The 15731-nt window shown below is 58.8% G+C and carries 11 protein-coding genes and 2 pseudogenes; 3 read left to right on the top strand and 10 right to left on the bottom strand.

Annotation, left to right across the window (positions count from 1 at the left end):
* Positions 1-44: 44 nt before the first annotated feature.
* Both aceB and aceA read right to left on the bottom strand, forming a co-directional pair.
* Positions 45-1685 (bottom strand): malate synthase A, encoded by a 1641-nt coding sequence (gene aceB / locus AC5RUP_RS06190; protein WP_494153343.1) that lies wholly within the window; start codon positions 1683-1685, stop codon positions 45-47.
* A gap of 197 nt (positions 1686-1882) precedes the next feature.
* The gene (gene aceA, locus AC5RUP_RS06195; RefSeq protein ID WP_494106841.1) at positions 1883-3199 is read right to left on the bottom strand and encodes an isocitrate lyase; all 1317 of its coding nucleotides are present in this window, start codon (positions 3197-3199) and stop codon (positions 1883-1885) included.
* 128 nt (positions 3200-3327) lie between these two features.
* Here aceA and AC5RUP_RS06200 point away from each other — a divergent pair, with 128 nt between their 5' ends.
* Together AC5RUP_RS06200 and AC5RUP_RS06205 are read left to right on the top strand one after the other, a co-directional pair.
* On the top strand, positions 3328-4842 hold the full coding sequence (locus AC5RUP_RS06200; protein WP_494153344.1) for a helix-turn-helix domain-containing protein: 1515 nt from the start codon (positions 3328-3330) through the stop codon (positions 4840-4842).
* Between the two features lie 289 nt (positions 4843-5131).
* Positions 5132-5803 (top strand): BglII/BstYI family type II restriction endonuclease, encoded by a 672-nt coding sequence (locus tag AC5RUP_RS06205; protein WP_494153345.1) that lies wholly within the window; start codon positions 5132-5134, stop codon positions 5801-5803.
* Here the strand turns inward: AC5RUP_RS06205 and AC5RUP_RS06210 are convergent.
* The 3 genes and pseudogenes from AC5RUP_RS06210 to AC5RUP_RS06220 all read right to left on the bottom strand — a co-directional run.
* Positions 5800-6876: a DNA-methyltransferase gene (locus tag AC5RUP_RS06210; protein ID WP_494153346.1), complete on the bottom strand. Its 1077-nt coding sequence runs from the start codon at positions 6874-6876 to the stop codon at positions 5800-5802. The genes AC5RUP_RS06205 and AC5RUP_RS06210 overlap by 4 nt on opposite strands.
* 167 nt (positions 6877-7043) lie before the next feature.
* Entirely contained in the window at positions 7044-7274 is a 231-nt protein-coding gene (locus AC5RUP_RS06215) for a hypothetical protein (RefSeq protein ID WP_494158418.1), read from the bottom strand.
* Between the two features lie 55 nt (positions 7275-7329).
* A pseudogene (locus AC5RUP_RS06220) lies at positions 7330-7434 on the bottom strand (winged helix-turn-helix transcriptional regulator); the annotation flags it as partial.
* 40 nt (positions 7435-7474) lie between these two features.
* Between AC5RUP_RS06220 and AC5RUP_RS06225 the strand changes: the two are divergent.
* Positions 7475-8336, top strand: a pseudogene (locus AC5RUP_RS06225) (ImmA/IrrE family metallo-endopeptidase); the annotation flags it as partial.
* A gap of 957 nt (positions 8337-9293) precedes the next feature.
* Here AC5RUP_RS06225 and AC5RUP_RS06230 read toward each other — a convergent pair.
* The 5 genes from AC5RUP_RS06230 to AC5RUP_RS06250 all read right to left on the bottom strand — a co-directional run bounded on the left by AC5RUP_RS06230 (position 9294) and on the right by AC5RUP_RS06250 (position 15717).
* Positions 9294-10271 (bottom strand): hypothetical protein, encoded by a 978-nt coding sequence (locus tag AC5RUP_RS06230; RefSeq protein ID WP_494153347.1) that lies wholly within the window; start codon positions 10269-10271, stop codon positions 9294-9296.
* On the bottom strand, positions 10258-12261 hold the full coding sequence (locus AC5RUP_RS06235) for an ORC-CDC6 family AAA ATPase (protein ID WP_494153348.1): 2004 nt from the start codon (positions 12259-12261) through the stop codon (positions 10258-10260). Before AC5RUP_RS06235 ends, AC5RUP_RS06230 begins: the two co-directional genes overlap by 14 nt.
* On the bottom strand, positions 12258-13235 hold the full coding sequence (locus AC5RUP_RS06240) for a phosphoribosyltransferase-like protein (RefSeq protein WP_494153349.1): 978 nt from the start codon (positions 13233-13235) through the stop codon (positions 12258-12260). The genes AC5RUP_RS06235 and AC5RUP_RS06240 overlap by 4 nt, the downstream gene beginning before the upstream one ends.
* 10 nt (positions 13236-13245) lie before the next feature.
* The gene (locus tag AC5RUP_RS06245) at positions 13246-14577 is read right to left on the bottom strand and encodes a hypothetical protein (RefSeq protein WP_494153350.1); all 1332 of its coding nucleotides are present in this window, start codon (positions 14575-14577) and stop codon (positions 13246-13248) included.
* A gap of 243 nt (positions 14578-14820) precedes the next feature.
* Positions 14821-15717 (bottom strand): Lrp/AsnC family transcriptional regulator, encoded by an 897-nt coding sequence (locus tag AC5RUP_RS06250; RefSeq protein ID WP_494153351.1) that lies wholly within the window; start codon positions 15715-15717, stop codon positions 14821-14823.
* Positions 15718-15731 lie beyond the last annotated feature (14 nt).

The following is a 15731-nucleotide window of genomic DNA, read 5'->3' on the forward strand; positions in this document are numbered from 1 at the left end:
CGAACCGGGGGCTGGCTATTGGGCCTGGTCCGCCGCCGGACAGATCAGGCCGCGGCAACCACCTTGGCCGGCGACTTCTCCAGCAGGTAGTTCTGGTACGCGGGGATCGTCAGGAAGGCCGGGAACTCCTCTCCCAGGGCCACCTCTTCGAAGATCTCGCGGGCGTCGTCGAACCGGTCGCCGTCGAACCGCGGCAGGCCGGCGAACTCTTCCTCCAGCAGTTCCCGCACCCATTCGCGCGTGATGATCTCGCCGTCGTCGGTCACGGCGTGGGCGTGGATCCACTGCCAGATCTGCGAGCGGGAGATCTCCGCCGTCGCCGCGTCCTCCATCAGGTTGTGGATGGCCACCGCGCCGTTGCCGCGCAGCCAGGACTCGATGTACTGGATGCCGACTTCCAGGTTGGTGCGGATGCCCTTCTCGGTGATGGAGCCTTCGGTGCCGGCGACGTTCAGCAGGGCGGCGTCGTCGGGGGTGACGTCCTCGCGCTGGCGGTCCAGCTGGTTCGGGCGGTTACCCAGCACGCCGTCAAACACCTCGCGGCAGACCGGCACCAGGTCCGGGTGCGCCACCCAGGAGCCGTCGAACCCGTCGGAGGCCTCGCGCGTCTTGTCCGCGTGCACCTTCTCCATGGCGATGGCGTTGGCCTCCGGGTCGCGGCGGCTGGGGATGAACGCGGCCATCCCGCCGATGGCCATGGCGCCGCGGCGGTGGCAGGCGCGGACCAGCTGCTCGGTGTAGGAGCGCATGAACGGCGCGGTCATGGTCACCTGCGTCCGGTCCGGCAGCACGAACCGCGGGCCGCGGGCCCGGAAGTTCTTGATCACCGAGAAGATGTAGTCCCAGCGGCCGGCGTTCAGCCCGGAGGCGTGGTCGCGCAGCTCGTACAGGATCTCCTCCATTTCGAATGCGGCCGTGATGGTCTCGATCAGCACGGTGGCGCGGATGGTGCCCTGCGGGATGCCCAGCAGGTCCTGCGCCAGGATGAACACGTCGTTCCACAGCCGGGCTTCAAGGTGCGACTCGATCTTCGGCAGGTAGAAGTACGGTCCGCGGCCCTGGGCGATCAGCCGCTGGGCGTTGTGGAAGAAGTACAGCCCGAAGTCCACGATGCCGCCGGCCACCGGTTCGCCGCCGATCAGCATGTGCTTCTCCGGCAGGTGCCAGCCGCGCGGCCGCACCACGATGGTGGGCAGGTCGGTCAGCGTCTGGCCGGTCAGCTTGTATTCCTTGCCGGTGTCGGAGACGAAGTCGATCCGCCGCTCCAACACGTCGGTCAGGTTCAGCTGCCCGCTGACCACGTTGGACCAGCTGGGCGTGGAGGAGTCCTCCATGTCAGCCAGCCACACCTTCGCGCCGGAGTTCAGCGCGTTGATGGTCATCTTCTTCTCCACCGGACCGGTGATCTCCACACGGCGGTCCTCCAGCCCGGGCGCCGGGGGAGCGACGCGCCACGAGGAGTCCTCGCGGATGTGCCGTGTGCCGGGCAGGAACTTCGGGTCGTGCCCGCGGCCGATCGACCGGCGCCGGTTCTCCCGCTGCACCAGCAGCTCCCGCCGCCGTGCCGCGGTGGCCTGGTGCAGCTTGGCCACGAACTCCAGCGCCTGCGGCGTCAGCACTTCCTCCTGCCGGCGCACTGGCGGGGCCGTCAACGTAATCCCGTTCAAGGTAATCGGATCATTCATCGCTCATTCACTCCTCAAGAAAACTTTTGTAAGTACGACGGCGGCGCCCGGCCTGGGTGCCAAGGTGACGTTCGGGTCTGAGGTGCGGAGCCGGGACCCGGAAAGCGGCTAATAGCTTCCGTAAGGCCGCCCGCGGCCGTCGGAAGGTCGTGCCGCGGCGGGTCCCGGCGCAGCGCCGGTGGTGAGCCCCGTCGTCGTTAGTGGAACTGGCCTTCTTCGGTGGAGCCGACCAGTGCCAGGGTGCTGCCGTTGGGGTTGAGGGCAGTGGAGATGGTGTCGAAGTAGCCGGTGCCCACTTCTCGCTGGTGCTTGGTGGCGGTGTAGCCGCGGTCTTCGGCGCCGAATTCGCGCTCCTGCAGGTCCACGTAGGCGCTCATGCCGTTGCGGGCGTAGCCGTGGGCCAGGTCGAACATCGAGTAGTTCAGGGCGTGGAAGCCGGCCAGGGTGATGAACTGGAAGGTGAAGCCCATCGCCCCGAGCTCGCGCTGGAACTTGGCAATCGTCGCGTCGTCCAGGTGCTTCTTCCAGTTGAAGGACGGCGAGCAGTTGTAGGAGAGCATCTGGTCCGGGAACTCGGCCTTGACCGCCTCGGCGAACTTCCGGGCCAGCTCCAGGTCCGGGGTGCCGGTCTCCATCCAGATCAGGTCCGAGTACGGGGCGTAGGCCTTGGCCCGGGCGATGCACGGCTCGATCCCGTTGCGGACCTTGTAGAAGCCTTCGGGGGTGCGCTCGCCGGTGATGAACTCGGCGTCGCGCTCGTCCACGTCGGAGGTGAGCAGCGTGGCGGCCTCGGCGTCGGTCCGGGCGATGATCACCGAAGGGGTGCCGGCGACGTCGGCGGCCAGGCGGGCCGCGTTCAGGGTGCGGATGTGCTGGCCGGTGGGGATCAGCACCTTGCCGCCCAGGTGGCCGCACTTCTTCTCGCTGGCCAGCTGGTCCTCCCAGTGCACGCCGGAGGCGCCGGCGGCGATCATGGACTTCATCAGCTCGTAGGCGTTCAGCGGCCCGCCGAAGCCGGCCTCGGCGTCAGCAACGATCGGCACCAGCCAGTCCTCGACGGTCTGGATGCCCTCGGAGAACTCGATTTGGTCGGCCCGCATCAGCGCGTTGTTGATCCGGCGGACCACCTGCGGCACCGAGTTGGCCGGGTACAGCGACTGGTCCGGGTAGGTGTGGCCGGAGAGGTTGGCGTCCGCGGCCACCTGCCAGCCGGAGAGGTAGATGGCGCGCAGCCCGGCCTTGACCTGCTGCACCGCCTGGTTGCCGGTCAGCGCGCCGAGCGCGTTGGTGTAGCGGCCCTCGGCGGCTTCCTCGGTCAGCTGCTTCCACAGCTTCTGCGCGCCGCGCTTGGCCAGCGTGTGCTCTTCCTGGACCCGGCCGCGGAGGCGGACGACATCCGCTGCGGTGTAGTCGCGAGTGATGCCCTCCCAGCGGGAATCGGCGGCCCACTCGAGCTCCAGTGCCTTGGCCGCTTCCTCAGCGTTCATCGGGGCCGGCTCAAATGATGCAGTCATTGCTGTCTCCTGTTCGGTGTCGGGTCCGGCAGGTTCCGATTCTCGGTGATCGGTCCGGGCCAAATCCTTCGTGAAACCGACTATTCCGCACTCTGCAACAGGTAATCCATGGAAATTACTGGAAAGATTTGCACTTCTTCTCGTATTCTCAAGAAATGACAACCACCAGCTGGAATCGTCCCGCCAAGCACGACGGCGGTGCCTCCGCCGAGCCCGAAATCGACGTCATCAGCCTGGGCCGGCGGGTGCGGCACCTGCGCAAGGCCCAGGGCATGACCCTGGACGATCTCGGTGCCGCCGTCGGCGCAGCGCCCTCGCAGCTCTCGCTGATCGAGAACGGCAAGCGCGAGCCCAAGCTCGGCATGCTCCAGGCCCTCGGCAAGGCGCTGGGCGTGGGCATCGACCAGCTGCTCGGGGCCGAGCCGCCCAGCCGCCGCGCCGCGCTGGAAATCGAGCTGGAACGCTACCAGCGCGGGCCGCTGTATGAATCGCTCGGGCTGCCGAAAGTCCGCGTCAGCTCGCGGCTTTCCATGGACGTCCTGGAGTCGCTGGTCGGGCTGCAGCATGAGCTGGAGCGTCGGTTGGACGAGCAGGCCGCCACCCCGGAGGAAGCCCGCCGCGCCAACACCGAACTGCGGGCGGAAATGCGCTCGCGCAACAACCACTACGAGGACATCGAGGCCCAGGCCCAGGAGCTGCTTAAGGCGGTCGGGTTCAAGGGTGGCCCGCTGTCCCACCACGTGGCCGCGGACATTGCCGAGCACCTCGGTTTCAGCCTGCAGTACGTCAGCGATTTGCCGCATTCCACCCGGTCCGTGACGGATTTGAAGAACAACAGAATTTACCTGACCCAGGGTCACCGGTCCGAACACGACCCTCGGTCCGTGCTGCTGCAGGCCGTCGGCCACTACGTGCTGGGGCACCAGACGCCCACGGACTACGCGGACTTCCTGCGTCAGCGCGTCTACACCAACTACTTCGCCGCCGCCCTGCTCATGCCGGAGCACGCCACCGTGGACTTCCTGCAGAAGGCGAAGGCATCCAAGGAGCTGGCCATCGAAGACCTGCGCGACGCCTTCAGCGTCTCCTACGAGACGGCTGCGCACCGCTTCACGAACCTGGCCACGCATCATCTGGGCATCCCGTGCCACTTCCAAAAGGTCCACGTCTCGGGCATTATCCACAAGGCCTATGAGAACGACGGCGTGAATTTCCCCGCCGACCACACCGGGGCCATCGAAGGCCAACCGGTCTGCAGGAACTGGACCTCGCGTGCCGTGTTCGACGTGCCGGACAAGTTCCGCGCCTTCAATCAGTACACGGACACCAAGGCCGGCACTTTCTGGTGCACCGCCATCACTGAGCGGCACTCGTCGGGGGAGTATTCGCTCAGCATCGGCATCCCCTACAAAGAGGTGAAGTGGTTCCGCGGCCGCGACACCACCGAACGCTCCGTCTCAAACTGCCCCGACGAATCCTGCTGCCGCCGCCCGCCCGCCGACCTCGCCGCCCAATGGGCCGGCCACGCGTGGCCCAGCGCCCGCGCCAACTCCCACCTCCTCGCTGCGCTTCCACCCGGGGCCTTTCCCGGAGTGGATGAGACTGAGGTATATCAGTTCCTTCGCGCACATGCGGGGGAGTAAAGGGCTGGGCTTGAAGTAACGAGTGGACCATGACCACCCGACTTGTTAACAGGGGATCGCCGGTTCGAATCCGGTAGGCTCCGCGAGAAAGCGTGTAGTTGCTGGGATGTTTGCCCGTAGCGGCGCGCTTCTGTATTGTCCGATAATCCCTAATCCCGTCCAAAACCCGCCCAAGTGGCGTGCGGTTCTGCTTCTTTTGGTTTACCGGCAATTGTGTTACACCGCACTTTTCACTCGCTCAACTCAGCGCTGATATGGTCGAGCAGATCAATCGCAAACGGGGGAATGAGTGTTCTATCATCTGGAAGACTTCAATGGAGCTGCTGAGTACTTCGCGGATCGAGGCTCGGGGAGATGGTCCGAACTGTCCAAGGTCTTGGACACTTTGGTGCCCCAACTTCAGGGGAGTGATCAGAAGGGGAAGATCGGCGAACCAATATTTGACCCTAAAGGTAGCAATGCGAAGCTGACTGCCCACGCCGCTGAACTCGGCTGGACAAATGTGGCTGTGCCTAAAGAACTCCAACCGTTCGGTAAGGACTGGGATGCGGGCAAAGAGGCTGTGTTGGTTGAATGGCAGTTCAGCAATTATCCCTTCTTGTGGAACAACATTATTCGCAGCGAAGCTATCTTCCATTCACGGCAGATCGTGCCACCGCTCACGGCTCCGGCGGAAGCCCTCGTCATTGTCACTAAGTCCGGGTCCTTCCCGGCCTCGAATAGCACGCTGTACTATGAGCAGGCACGAGCGCAGATCAACACTGTGACGACACTAGGTGTTTTTAAAATGCCTATTCGGCTCGTCGGTCTTGCTCTTCCCGCTGAGACAACAACATTCGAGTGCGACTGGAACGCGTATGAAGAACGCTATGGCCGGGTCGCAACCACGACCCGGCGCACCTTCAATGCCTCTTGGAGGGGAAAAGGGCAGTATGGCTACACACTCGCCCGGTTTGTTTAACTGACAGCCTCATCGAACAATGTCGGCAGTTCCTCCGTCGGCTTGACTCGGTACTGCTCAAGATCAGGCAATCCATCAGCCGTGCCGCGTAGCCGTCCGGCGAACGCATCTTCCTCAAGCTGGAGTCGTTTCTCCAACTCTTCCAAATGGTGTTCCTCTGGAAAGCGTCGCGACGTGGATCGACCTGTAGCGAATTTAGCTGTCTGGGCAGCGAAACGGTACTTGGCGGGATCTTCACCGTTGGCTTCACAGAAGTCACGCAACGTCTTCAAATTGGGAAACACCCCATCCTTATCAGGGCGTCCTGCGATCCGGTTTACAGCAACTTCGTGGTAGTTTGCGTCAATTTCGGCGCCGACATAATGACGGTTCAGATCCCTCGCGGCGACGGCAACCGTTCCCGTTCCCATATAGGGGTCTAGAACAACATCTTCCTCATGAGTTGTTGCCAGAATCATACGTGCGACCATATCCTCTGGGAAGGCAGCGGGATGAATGGTCTGCTCCTCGTGATTGTGCTTCACATTTTGGAATAACCAGACATCTCCCGGGTTTTTTCCAAGAGGATTGCAGGTAAGTTCCCCCTTGTTAGCGCCACGCCACGATTTCTTGTTTTGGTACTTCTGGGGCACCCGTATCGGGTCGAGATCAAACTTGTATTCGTCTGACTTGGTAAACCAAAGGATCGTCTCGAAGCGCGCCGAGAACTTGTTCCTGGCGTGCAGACCATGCTGCCGGATCCAGGCGATACGATTTCGCGGGACCATGTCAAGGTCCTCCAGGATCGGGAAGAACCTGATGTCCAGCGGAATGAGAGCCCCACGGTTGGAGTACGAACCAACCTGCCAGAATAAAGAACCCGTCGATTTCAGGACACGGACACACTCAGCCAGGACCTGAGCTTGCTCCTGAAGATAAATATCCAGCGCACGGCGACTCTCGTATTCCTTCCCAATATTGTAGGGAGGCGAAGAGATGACACAGTCTACAGAGTCTGAGGGCAGTCCCCGGAGCCACTCAAGGCAATCGCCTAGATGTAGGTGGTCCAGTTCGATGCTGCTCTGAGATGACAAGATGACTCCTTGGTTGAGGGCTTCCTAATAGGTTAGAGGACCGCACTGACGGCCAAGGACCACGCCTCACCCGATGTGGGAAACTGAGACTTTTCGGCGCAGCTCGGAGTAGTCCTACTTGTACATGTGGGCGTAGACGCCGTCTGTGTTGGTGATGGAGCCGTGCTTCAGCAGAATTTGGGATGTTCACGCAGCTGCGTAAGCACGCCGTGCAGTTCGTCGTGCGTGGAAACGCGGATCTCGGACACCAGGTCGTGGGTGCCGCCGACCGCCGAAACCAGCACTGCCTCCGACCACTCGGCCGGCCGCTCGGCAATGTGGCGGACCGGGCCGGACGCCATCGCCGAGACGTGGGCAATCACGTGCTGGCCCGGGAACGCCGGATCCACGGCTGACACCACCCGCACGGTGTGGTGTCCAAGAGCTCGCGCAGCCGGGCAGAGAGACCGTGGCTCGGGGCAGGCCGAGATCGCGTGTCAGGTCCTGATAGCTGGCGCGGCCTTCCTGCTGCAGGGTGCGGACGAGTTTTGTGTCGATCGTTTCGGGGGAGACCGCCAAAGTTTCCTAAAGTTCCCAAGTGAGCACCGCCGTCGACGCCTTCAGTCTGCAGTACGTCAGCGATCTGCCGCATTCCACCCGCTCCGACACAGATTTGAAAAAACAGCAGAATTTACCTGACCCAAGGCCACCGGTCCGAGCACGGTCCGCGGTCGGTGCTTTTGCAGGCCGTTGGACACTACGTCCTGAGGCACCGGACGCCTACCGACTACGCGGACTTCCTCCGCCAGCGCGTCTACACCAACTACTTCGCTGCGGCACTGCTCATGCCCGAGCACGCCACGGTGGACTTCCTGCAGAAAGCCACGGCGTCCAAGGAGTTGGCCAAGACCTGCGTGACGCGTTCAGTGTTTCCTACGAGACCGCGGCCCACCGCTTCACCAACCTGGCCACTCATCATCGGGGGATCCCCTGCCACTTCCAAAAGGTCCACGTCTCGGGGACCATCCACAAGGCCTATGAGAACGACGGCGTGAACTTACCCGCCGACCATACCGGTGCTATCGATGGCCAGCTGGTCTGCCGCTACTGGACCTCACGGGCCGTGTTCGACGTGCCGGACACGTCGTGCTTTCAACCAGTACACGGACGCTGAAGCGGGGACCTTCTGGTGCACCGCCATCACGGTGCGGCACTCGTTGGGGGAGTACTCGCTGAGTATCGGCATCCCCTACAAGGAAGTGAAGTGGTTCCGCGGTCGCGACACCGCCCAACGCTCCGTCTCCAACTGCCCCGACGAATCCTGCTGCCGCCGCCCACCCGCCGACCTAGCCGACGAATGGGCCGGGAACGCCTGGCCTAGCGCCCGCGCCAACTCCCACCTCCTCGCTGCGCTTCCACCCGGGGCCTTTCCCGGAGTGGATGATACCGAGGTGTACCAGTTCTTACAGTCTCAGGCATAGTCGACGAACCTGTCGTAGAAAGGCGGCCAAACCTGCCGTGCCCGTATAATCGAAGACTAGACTCTCTTTGAACCCTCTGACAACGATGACCCGACAAGAGTAATTTCCCCAATTTCATGACCTTGCTTCTCGCCATTCTTGCTAGTCCCGCTACAACGTCAGGAACTCGAACAATAAACCGTCTGGAATTGGCAAAGGACCTGCTCGGTTTCGAGCGAATAGCCGTCGCGAATATCCTAGATATTCCCACGTACAGGACAACGGATTTGACTTCCGTGGGACAGGAGCAGTACTCATGGCTGCGCTCCAGAATAGCCATACAGAATATGATGGAAGACTGTGATGGAGTTCTACTCGGCTATGGGGTCACGGAACCCAACGGGCCGGCGCGGCTGCACTTTCGTGAGCAAATTAAATGGCTGTGGGATGAACTGGACAGATTGAAACTGCCCACTTGGAGCGTCGGAGTTCCTCCACGTCACCCTTCGAGATGGCAGCGCTTGACTCATGGTATTTCACCTACAGAGCCCTTCCAATCCGCACTCCAGCAAGTCCTCCTGCCCTTGCACTTGAGAGAAGCAAAGCGTGGCGATTCGCACGTTTCGAACCAGGGAGGCAAGCCCTAAACTCGCTGACTGCGCCCTGTCGAAACACACTGTATGGGCAGAGTATGCAACTTCCAGAAGGTGCCTGGGTCCAGCATCCCGACGAAGATATATGAGAACGGTGGCGCGAACTCCCGGCCGCGCACCCCGGCGTCATCGAAGGCCGGCAGGTTCCCGTCACTGTGCTTCGAGAGTCGCGTTCATCCTGCCCGCCAAGCTTTGGTCAAAGCCGGCACCCTCTGCTGCACCGCTCGCACCGAACGGAAGGGGTCCTGTTTCCGTTTCACTGGTCCTCGACGATCTCCGGAGTCTTGCGGTGGGAGCACCGCATGCAGCGTCAGACTCTCGGGAATCAGACTGCGATCACGTCGAGTTCCATCTCAAATTTATGTACTGAAGAAATACCTCGAGACGTCTCGCGCTCATAGTACTGATTGCGCGGAAACAGCACGCTCGTGGGCGTATTCCGTGCCTCACACAAAAAATACCAGCTGAAGCCGAGTACCTGAGTCTTGGCGCCGACTGGACTCAGGTAAACGTTATCTGCGCGGCCTTCCGCCTTCAATTTCGAGATGTGGTCGCTGAGGACTTGGGCTGTCATGAACGGGTCGCTAGCTGGAGCGAAAAGAATCGTCCTATTTCTGTAATCCCGTATAGACTCGCTTGCCTTGCTCATCCTGAGGACGCTCTCCTGGTACATGTGCGGTTGTAGGCTGGGAAGGCCCATGAGGAGGTAGGGGTCTGCCGAGCGCTTTTCTTCAGCGACCGCCGCTACGAGTTCGTGGTCGTAACCAGTTCCAATTATGAGGACGTCGTTTGTATTCGTCGTAGATCGATGGGTGCCTTCCATTCCCGGGACAATCGCTACGCCTTCAACCGGGCCCTTGGAGAACTTGGTTCGATCTCCAGACGAGTAAGTCGTGGGATCCGAGTAGAAAAAGGTCGCATGGGCTACGCCTTCCAGGGGAAGCATCATGGGTAGGAGCAGAAGATGCGGCCGCATCATACCGGTGATGTCAATGCCAATTTTTAAGGCGCTCAACTCTCCCCGACTGGTCTTTAACCATTCGAAAAAGGACTGCCAAAACTCGACAGGAGAGAGCCCATGGGGACTTCGAAAATGCGTGCCGGTCTTCGGGAAACCGTCCTTGGTGTAGTTGTACTCCGGATGTATGAGCCAGATCTTGCTGTGAGAGCTCACGGAGGCGAAAAGAGTGTTGACGCGCTCCGAGTCATTGAAGGACGAAATAAACAAGTCGAAATTGTGATTTCGCACCTGATCTACGCGGAGCCGCTCACGTGAAAATAAAGAGTAGTCAACTGAGTTCAAAGAGGGACTCCTGACTATCTGCAACTGAGAAGGGGGCGCGCATCCCCGCAATTCGCTCCTTGACTATACGGGAATACTCCCCTTCCGTCGTCTCAGGGCCAAAAACCGCGGAAACCTCCGCTGGCTTGAGCGACAGGTCACCACGTCGTCCGGTAGGTAAGCCGAAAAGAGGAGCCAGCATTGGGTGCAGCTGAAACTTCCGATGAACCGACCCGCGGTTTCGCGCTTTACGACCATTAGGTACCTCAATCAGCAAGCGGTGGTTTACACAAGCCTCTATAATAGCGAGAGAGTCAGCGCTTATCCGCTGGAGGTTGCTCGAAAAGGTCGTTACGCTTGTTTCTGCCGGTTTATCGGAATATCTCACTTTCTGTAGTAAAGACCCTAATCTTCGAATGGCCAAGTCGCAATCTTCACCTACCAGACCAAGGGGTTTAGCATCTGAGAGGAACCAACGAGCGGCGTCAAGAACTCCTGCGGTCTGGGCCTCTGCTGAGATAGGCTTGACATTCTCGAAAGGCTTCTCGCCAAAAAATATTGACCAGTGTGTGACGTATTTAAGAATCATAAGTAAACTTCTCGGTAAGAAGCCAGACATGTCAACAAACTGCTCGAAGCCAATGTACGTATTTCGCCGGTCGTTTTCTGCGTAGACTTGAGCAATCAAATCAGACTTCCACAAGTTTAGATAATTACGAAGCTCTTCGCTCTCGGTTCCGTCAAGCAGAGGCATGACATATGAGCGCGCCGACGCTGCCATTTCTTGTGTGATACTCCGAAAAGTGTTCCACTGCTGGTAAAAGCGAAGAATGGCGAGCTTCTCGATGAGGGGGTGCTCAGGCAGGCTTAAATGCGCACAGATTTCATCTGCTAGTTCGCGATCCTGCGTTGCCACCATTACAGACTTTTTGAGTTTCCGTAGATGTGGCCGTTCAAGCGGGGAAACTGAGCCAAGAACTGCCAGGAGCGCGTCATTGGAGAACCGACCCGGCTCACCCCTGCTGAATATCGTATTCAGGGCCTTGACATCGAGTCCTGTCAATCCTGCATCCTTCATACGGTTGAGCACCATGCTCTCGCAGAATTCGTCGTACGAGTGGCCTGTACGATACGAATTCTCCAATACTCTCCACTCAAATTCACTTCCGCGACGATTCACCTCCTCTGCGCTCAGCGTCTCATGAGTTCGAACTCCCCATTCGCGCCCGCCGATCAAAAAACATGCAGGCAACTCCTTCTCACGGATCAGCGTGTTGAAGTACCGTTGTTGGTTCTTACTTAGGTTTTCGAATTCATCAACTAAGAAGGTCATTTTGACTCGGTCGAGCCCAGTAAGTTTTGCGGCTTGTTGACATGTTCTAAAAATAAGCGTTCCAGGGGAGGCAAGGATTTCAATGTCAAGAGATTTGGTGAGTGCCGCGTTGTTGATTGCGCGGTCTAATACGTGGCGTAAATCAATTACGAGGCCAAGAAGGTCGTCAAGAGAGCGAGGTTTGTCAACAAGATTATGTGTCTTCTCCCGATCGCTATTGAACAGAGCGACGACGGCTTGAACAAAGTCGAGTTCCTCTGATTCTGTCCATTTACCTTCTGATTGCTGCAGGTCGTCAAGAACTACCAGAAGCTGTTCACAAAGCCATAAATCCATATAAAACGCAAATGCGGCTGCCCAAACCTCTTCTGACTGATGCTTCCCGTCGAATCGAGAGCTGTTAAGCCCACTGCAGCGAAAGTAGACACCGAGATATCCTTCTTTTTGGACTTGTTGGAGCGTCCCCTGTTCTCCGCGCATTTTCTGCAGTGGATAGGCAAAGTATCGGAGTAGATGTGTACGCCCGCCCCCTTTTCCGCCCACAAGAAATTGCGGCATGGGGCTTCGGGGGTCTACTAATGAATACGGGTCGCTAGAGGTGAAGCTGACAAATTTGCGACTTATTTCGATATCGGTGAAGTCGACAGCTTTTGTCACTTCGAAGGGATTAGGGATCATGCGTACACCTTAGAGTATCGAGGAAATATCGGTGTCCAGTTGGTGCCAGTTTCTTCCTGCCAGAATATGGGAAGAGAGTTGTCAGGGATATTGTGGTGCAGCCCCAATAGGAGCTGCCCATTTCCGAAACCCAGTCCGCCACCAGGGAAAATCTTTTCACCATAACAAGCCGCGATCTGCCTGCCCTCATCCAATGAAAGATTGATTTCTGTGCTTGAATATACACGCGATTCTGGGTGGAAGGCCGATTCTGTCGTGTCGAGTTTGTGTATCGTATCGACACGATCGAAACCAGCGAGTGCTTCAACCACTGCCATGCCTTCCGGCTTTGCGAAAAGTGTAAAGTAGCAAATCTCAAGTTCTATACCGTCTCGTTCAGCCGCTTGTCGAACAGCTTCTAAGAGCCGTTGACTGTACAGCGTCGCCTGAGATCCGGATCCCAACAAGTCATCGATGAAAACTATTCGCTTTAGCCCTTCTATAGCGACTTTTGCGTCTGCCGCGCCAGGCATCGAGTCAAGTATCTCGTGTTGGTGGATGAATAACCCTTTGGGGAGATTGTTTTCTTGACGGAAGTAGTAGAGAAGATGCGAGCCGCTTTCCGAAGGGTTTCCCATGCCAAGGAATCGCGTGGCCATAAGTTCTTCCATGAATTGTTCATTTAGATATTTGGAGTCACTCGTTCCCCCGGCTTTTTTCCGAAGTGATTGAATAATTGGATATTTGAACAGGTCGCGGAAGACGGCTCTGAGTAACTCCCGAATTTCGCGCAAGCCAAAATAGTTAAAATGCGAGAGCAGATGGAGGGCGTGAAGTCTCTCTTCTTCAACGGGAAACGATCTACCATCAAAGTTGTCGAGCCATCGTTCGATGTCCGGTGTCTGTACACTTTGCTCCCATACGTAGTTCGAGAGAATGCGAATCCTGTTCAATATCTCCGCGTGTTCGCCGTCGAGATTGCGAAGGTCATTCATCGGCAGGTCCTCAGTCTCTCTCAAACATTTCGATGTATTCAGCGGGAGCTGGTGTGCCAACTGAGTTCCTGGTCGTCAAGAGGGTTCGCCCCCTGATTGCGTCTCGCAGGCTGACTATTCTCTTAAACCCTAGTGACTCTGCAATCTGTGACAGATGCTCGTGAGTTTGAATTAGTTTTCCCCGGACAGTGTTTGTGCCACAGATAAGTATAAGCCGTTGACAATTGACTTCCGGAGAAGCGGCGTTGATGAACACGCGTCTCATGTCTAGGAAGTAGTTTCTGTATATGCTTGCTCTGGTGGGGTTGTCCTCAGCGATTTGGCTCAAAACGTGATTCAGTTCCGCGTTTTTCAGGTCCACGCAGTGATTACTACGGTCGGCCCTATTGAGATGCTCTCGTCCTATGCTTGTTCTTTCTAGGCCAATTGTGCCTCTGTCTTCGGCGAAGCCGAGCCAACCGGATTCCAAGCTGGTACTTCGGATATATTTCTGGGCTGCGCCGTACGGAGGACTTGTAACAATCAAGCTCGGTTGACCCAGTAGCGGGGTGGACCAAGTCGAATGGTCGCGTGCATCTCCGAGGACTACATGTGCCCGGGGCTCGGAACCGTGGATACGGCAAATCTTCGCAGCCATACGCTCGCCGGTGACTTGCCATAGACGCCAGACGTCGGTTGAGGTCAATGTGGGCCCGTCTGCATCTTTACGCCTGACAGGAACGGGAATCCGTGGGTCAGCGTTTGAAAGCTGTTTAGCCGTTAACGCCAATGCTAACGAAAGGAAATCAATGTGATGAGGGTCCCCAATACGATTAATTGCTGCGGCCAGTCGGCTTAGCGCAGAAAGGACAGAAGGTTCGTACCACCTGCGTAAATAATCTGCGGGAATTTGAGTCTTTCTGCTGCGTTTCGCCAATGCTGTCGATTGTTCTAAAAGACTGATCATTTTCGGCATCTGCAGCGGAGCGGTTTTGACTCTGCTGATCAATGTTGCTATTGGGTTCTGGTCTATTCCTAGCGAAGGTATGCGACGGTTTTGTGCTTCAAGCAAGACAGTGCCCGATCCGCAAAATGGATCTATAACATAATCAATGCCGGATAAGGCTTGACGGCTGGCAAGCATCATCCTTGGGATGTGCCGCAGGAGCCTGGCGGGGTAGGGGAAGATGCTGTGGGTGGACTCGTCGGCTGGAAGCGCGCCGACTAGTTCGCGAAAGCTGACCTCTAAGGGGTGTCCGGCATACTGTCCGATCAGCTCCTCCATGTCCCGGGTGTAGCGCAGGGAGTATTTGAAGCCGACATGGTTCTCATCTTCGACGTCGGCAGCAAGAAAGGAAGGCATTGTTCAAAATTACCCCGCCAGTAGGGGAATCTTTGTTGCGAATCGCTAGTAGTGGCTACAAGATTGCTAGGCGGTGGGCTGGGCAGTGCACGCGCCTGCGCGGTCCAGCGAAAGACGCAGAGCCTGTTCCCACGGCCCACACAGCGGGGAAACAGTATGACTCAAAGTGCGACTGGCGCTGGCTGCGACTCCGCTCTTCGTGATGGAGCCAGATAGCTGGCGCCGACAGTCGTTCTTCATAGTTCAAAAAATCCGTCGTGCGTAGTCTTCTTTGACAACTTCGAGGTGGAGCCAGGAGTCGGTGCGGCTGACGGCGGGGAGGCTGCGGATTTCTTCAAGCTGGGCGAGGAGGTCGCGGGGGGACTCGGCGGCGAGCGTGGCGATAGCGTCGAAGCGGCCGACGGTCTGGGCGACGAACTCCACGTGGGATGAGTCGCGCAGGAGTTCAAGGACGGCGTCGTTGTCGCCGGAGAGGTTCAGGCCGACGCCCATGGAGAGCTGCCGGCCGCCGGCGCCGCGGGATTCCACCGCGCTGATCCTAATGATCCGGGCGTCCAGCAGCCGCTGCACCCGGGAGCGCACGGCGGTGGGCGTGAGCCCCACGGCGGCGGCAAGGTCCCGGTAACTGGTCCGCCCGTCCTGCTGCAGGATCTCGATGAGCTGGGTGTCCACCTGGTCGATGGTGACCTCGCCGGCGTACTGGGAGATGAAGAGGCCCTTGACCACCCTCGTGTAGACCAGCGTGTCGATGTAAGCCACGTTGGGGTGCTCGCGGAGCTGGGTGAGCACGGCGTGCAGTTCGTCGTGCGTGGCAACGCGGATCTCGGCGATCAGGTCGTGCGTCCCGCCGATTGCGGAAACCAGTACGGCCTCCGACCATTCCGCCAGCCGCTGGGCAATATGCCGCACCGGCCCGGACGCCACCACCGAGACGTGAGCGATCACGTGCTGGCCCAGGAACGCCGGATCCACCGCCGCCACTACCCGGACCGTGTGGCTGTCCAGCAGCTCCCGCAGCCGGGCCGAGACCGTGGCCCGTGGCAGGCCGAGCTCGCGGGCCAGTTCCTGGTAGCTCGCCCGGCCCTCCTTCTGAAGAGCCCGGACGAGTTTTGTGTCGATCATTTCGATGTGGTCCGCCAAAGTTTCCTTAACCT

The sequence above is a fragment of the Arthrobacter sp. Y3223151 genome, from assembly GCF_059091125.1.

Coding starts and splice junctions, on each gene's coding strand:
- AC5RUP_RS06235 (WP_494153348.1), bottom strand. CDS start 12,261: ATGATCCCTAATCCCTTCGAAGTGACAAAAGCTGTCGACTTCACCGAT.
- aceB (WP_494153343.1), bottom strand. CDS start 1,685: ATGAATGATCCGATTACCTTGAACGGGATTACGTTGACGGCCCCGCCA.
- AC5RUP_RS06240 (WP_494153349.1), bottom strand. CDS start 13,235: ATGAATGACCTTCGCAATCTCGACGGCGAACACGCGGAGATATTGAAC.
- aceA (WP_494106841.1), bottom strand. CDS start 3,199: ATGACTGCATCATTTGAGCCGGCCCCGATGAACGCTGAGGAAGCGGCC.
- AC5RUP_RS06245 (WP_494153350.1), bottom strand. CDS start 14,577: ATGCCTTCCTTTCTTGCTGCCGACGTCGAAGATGAGAACCATGTCGGC.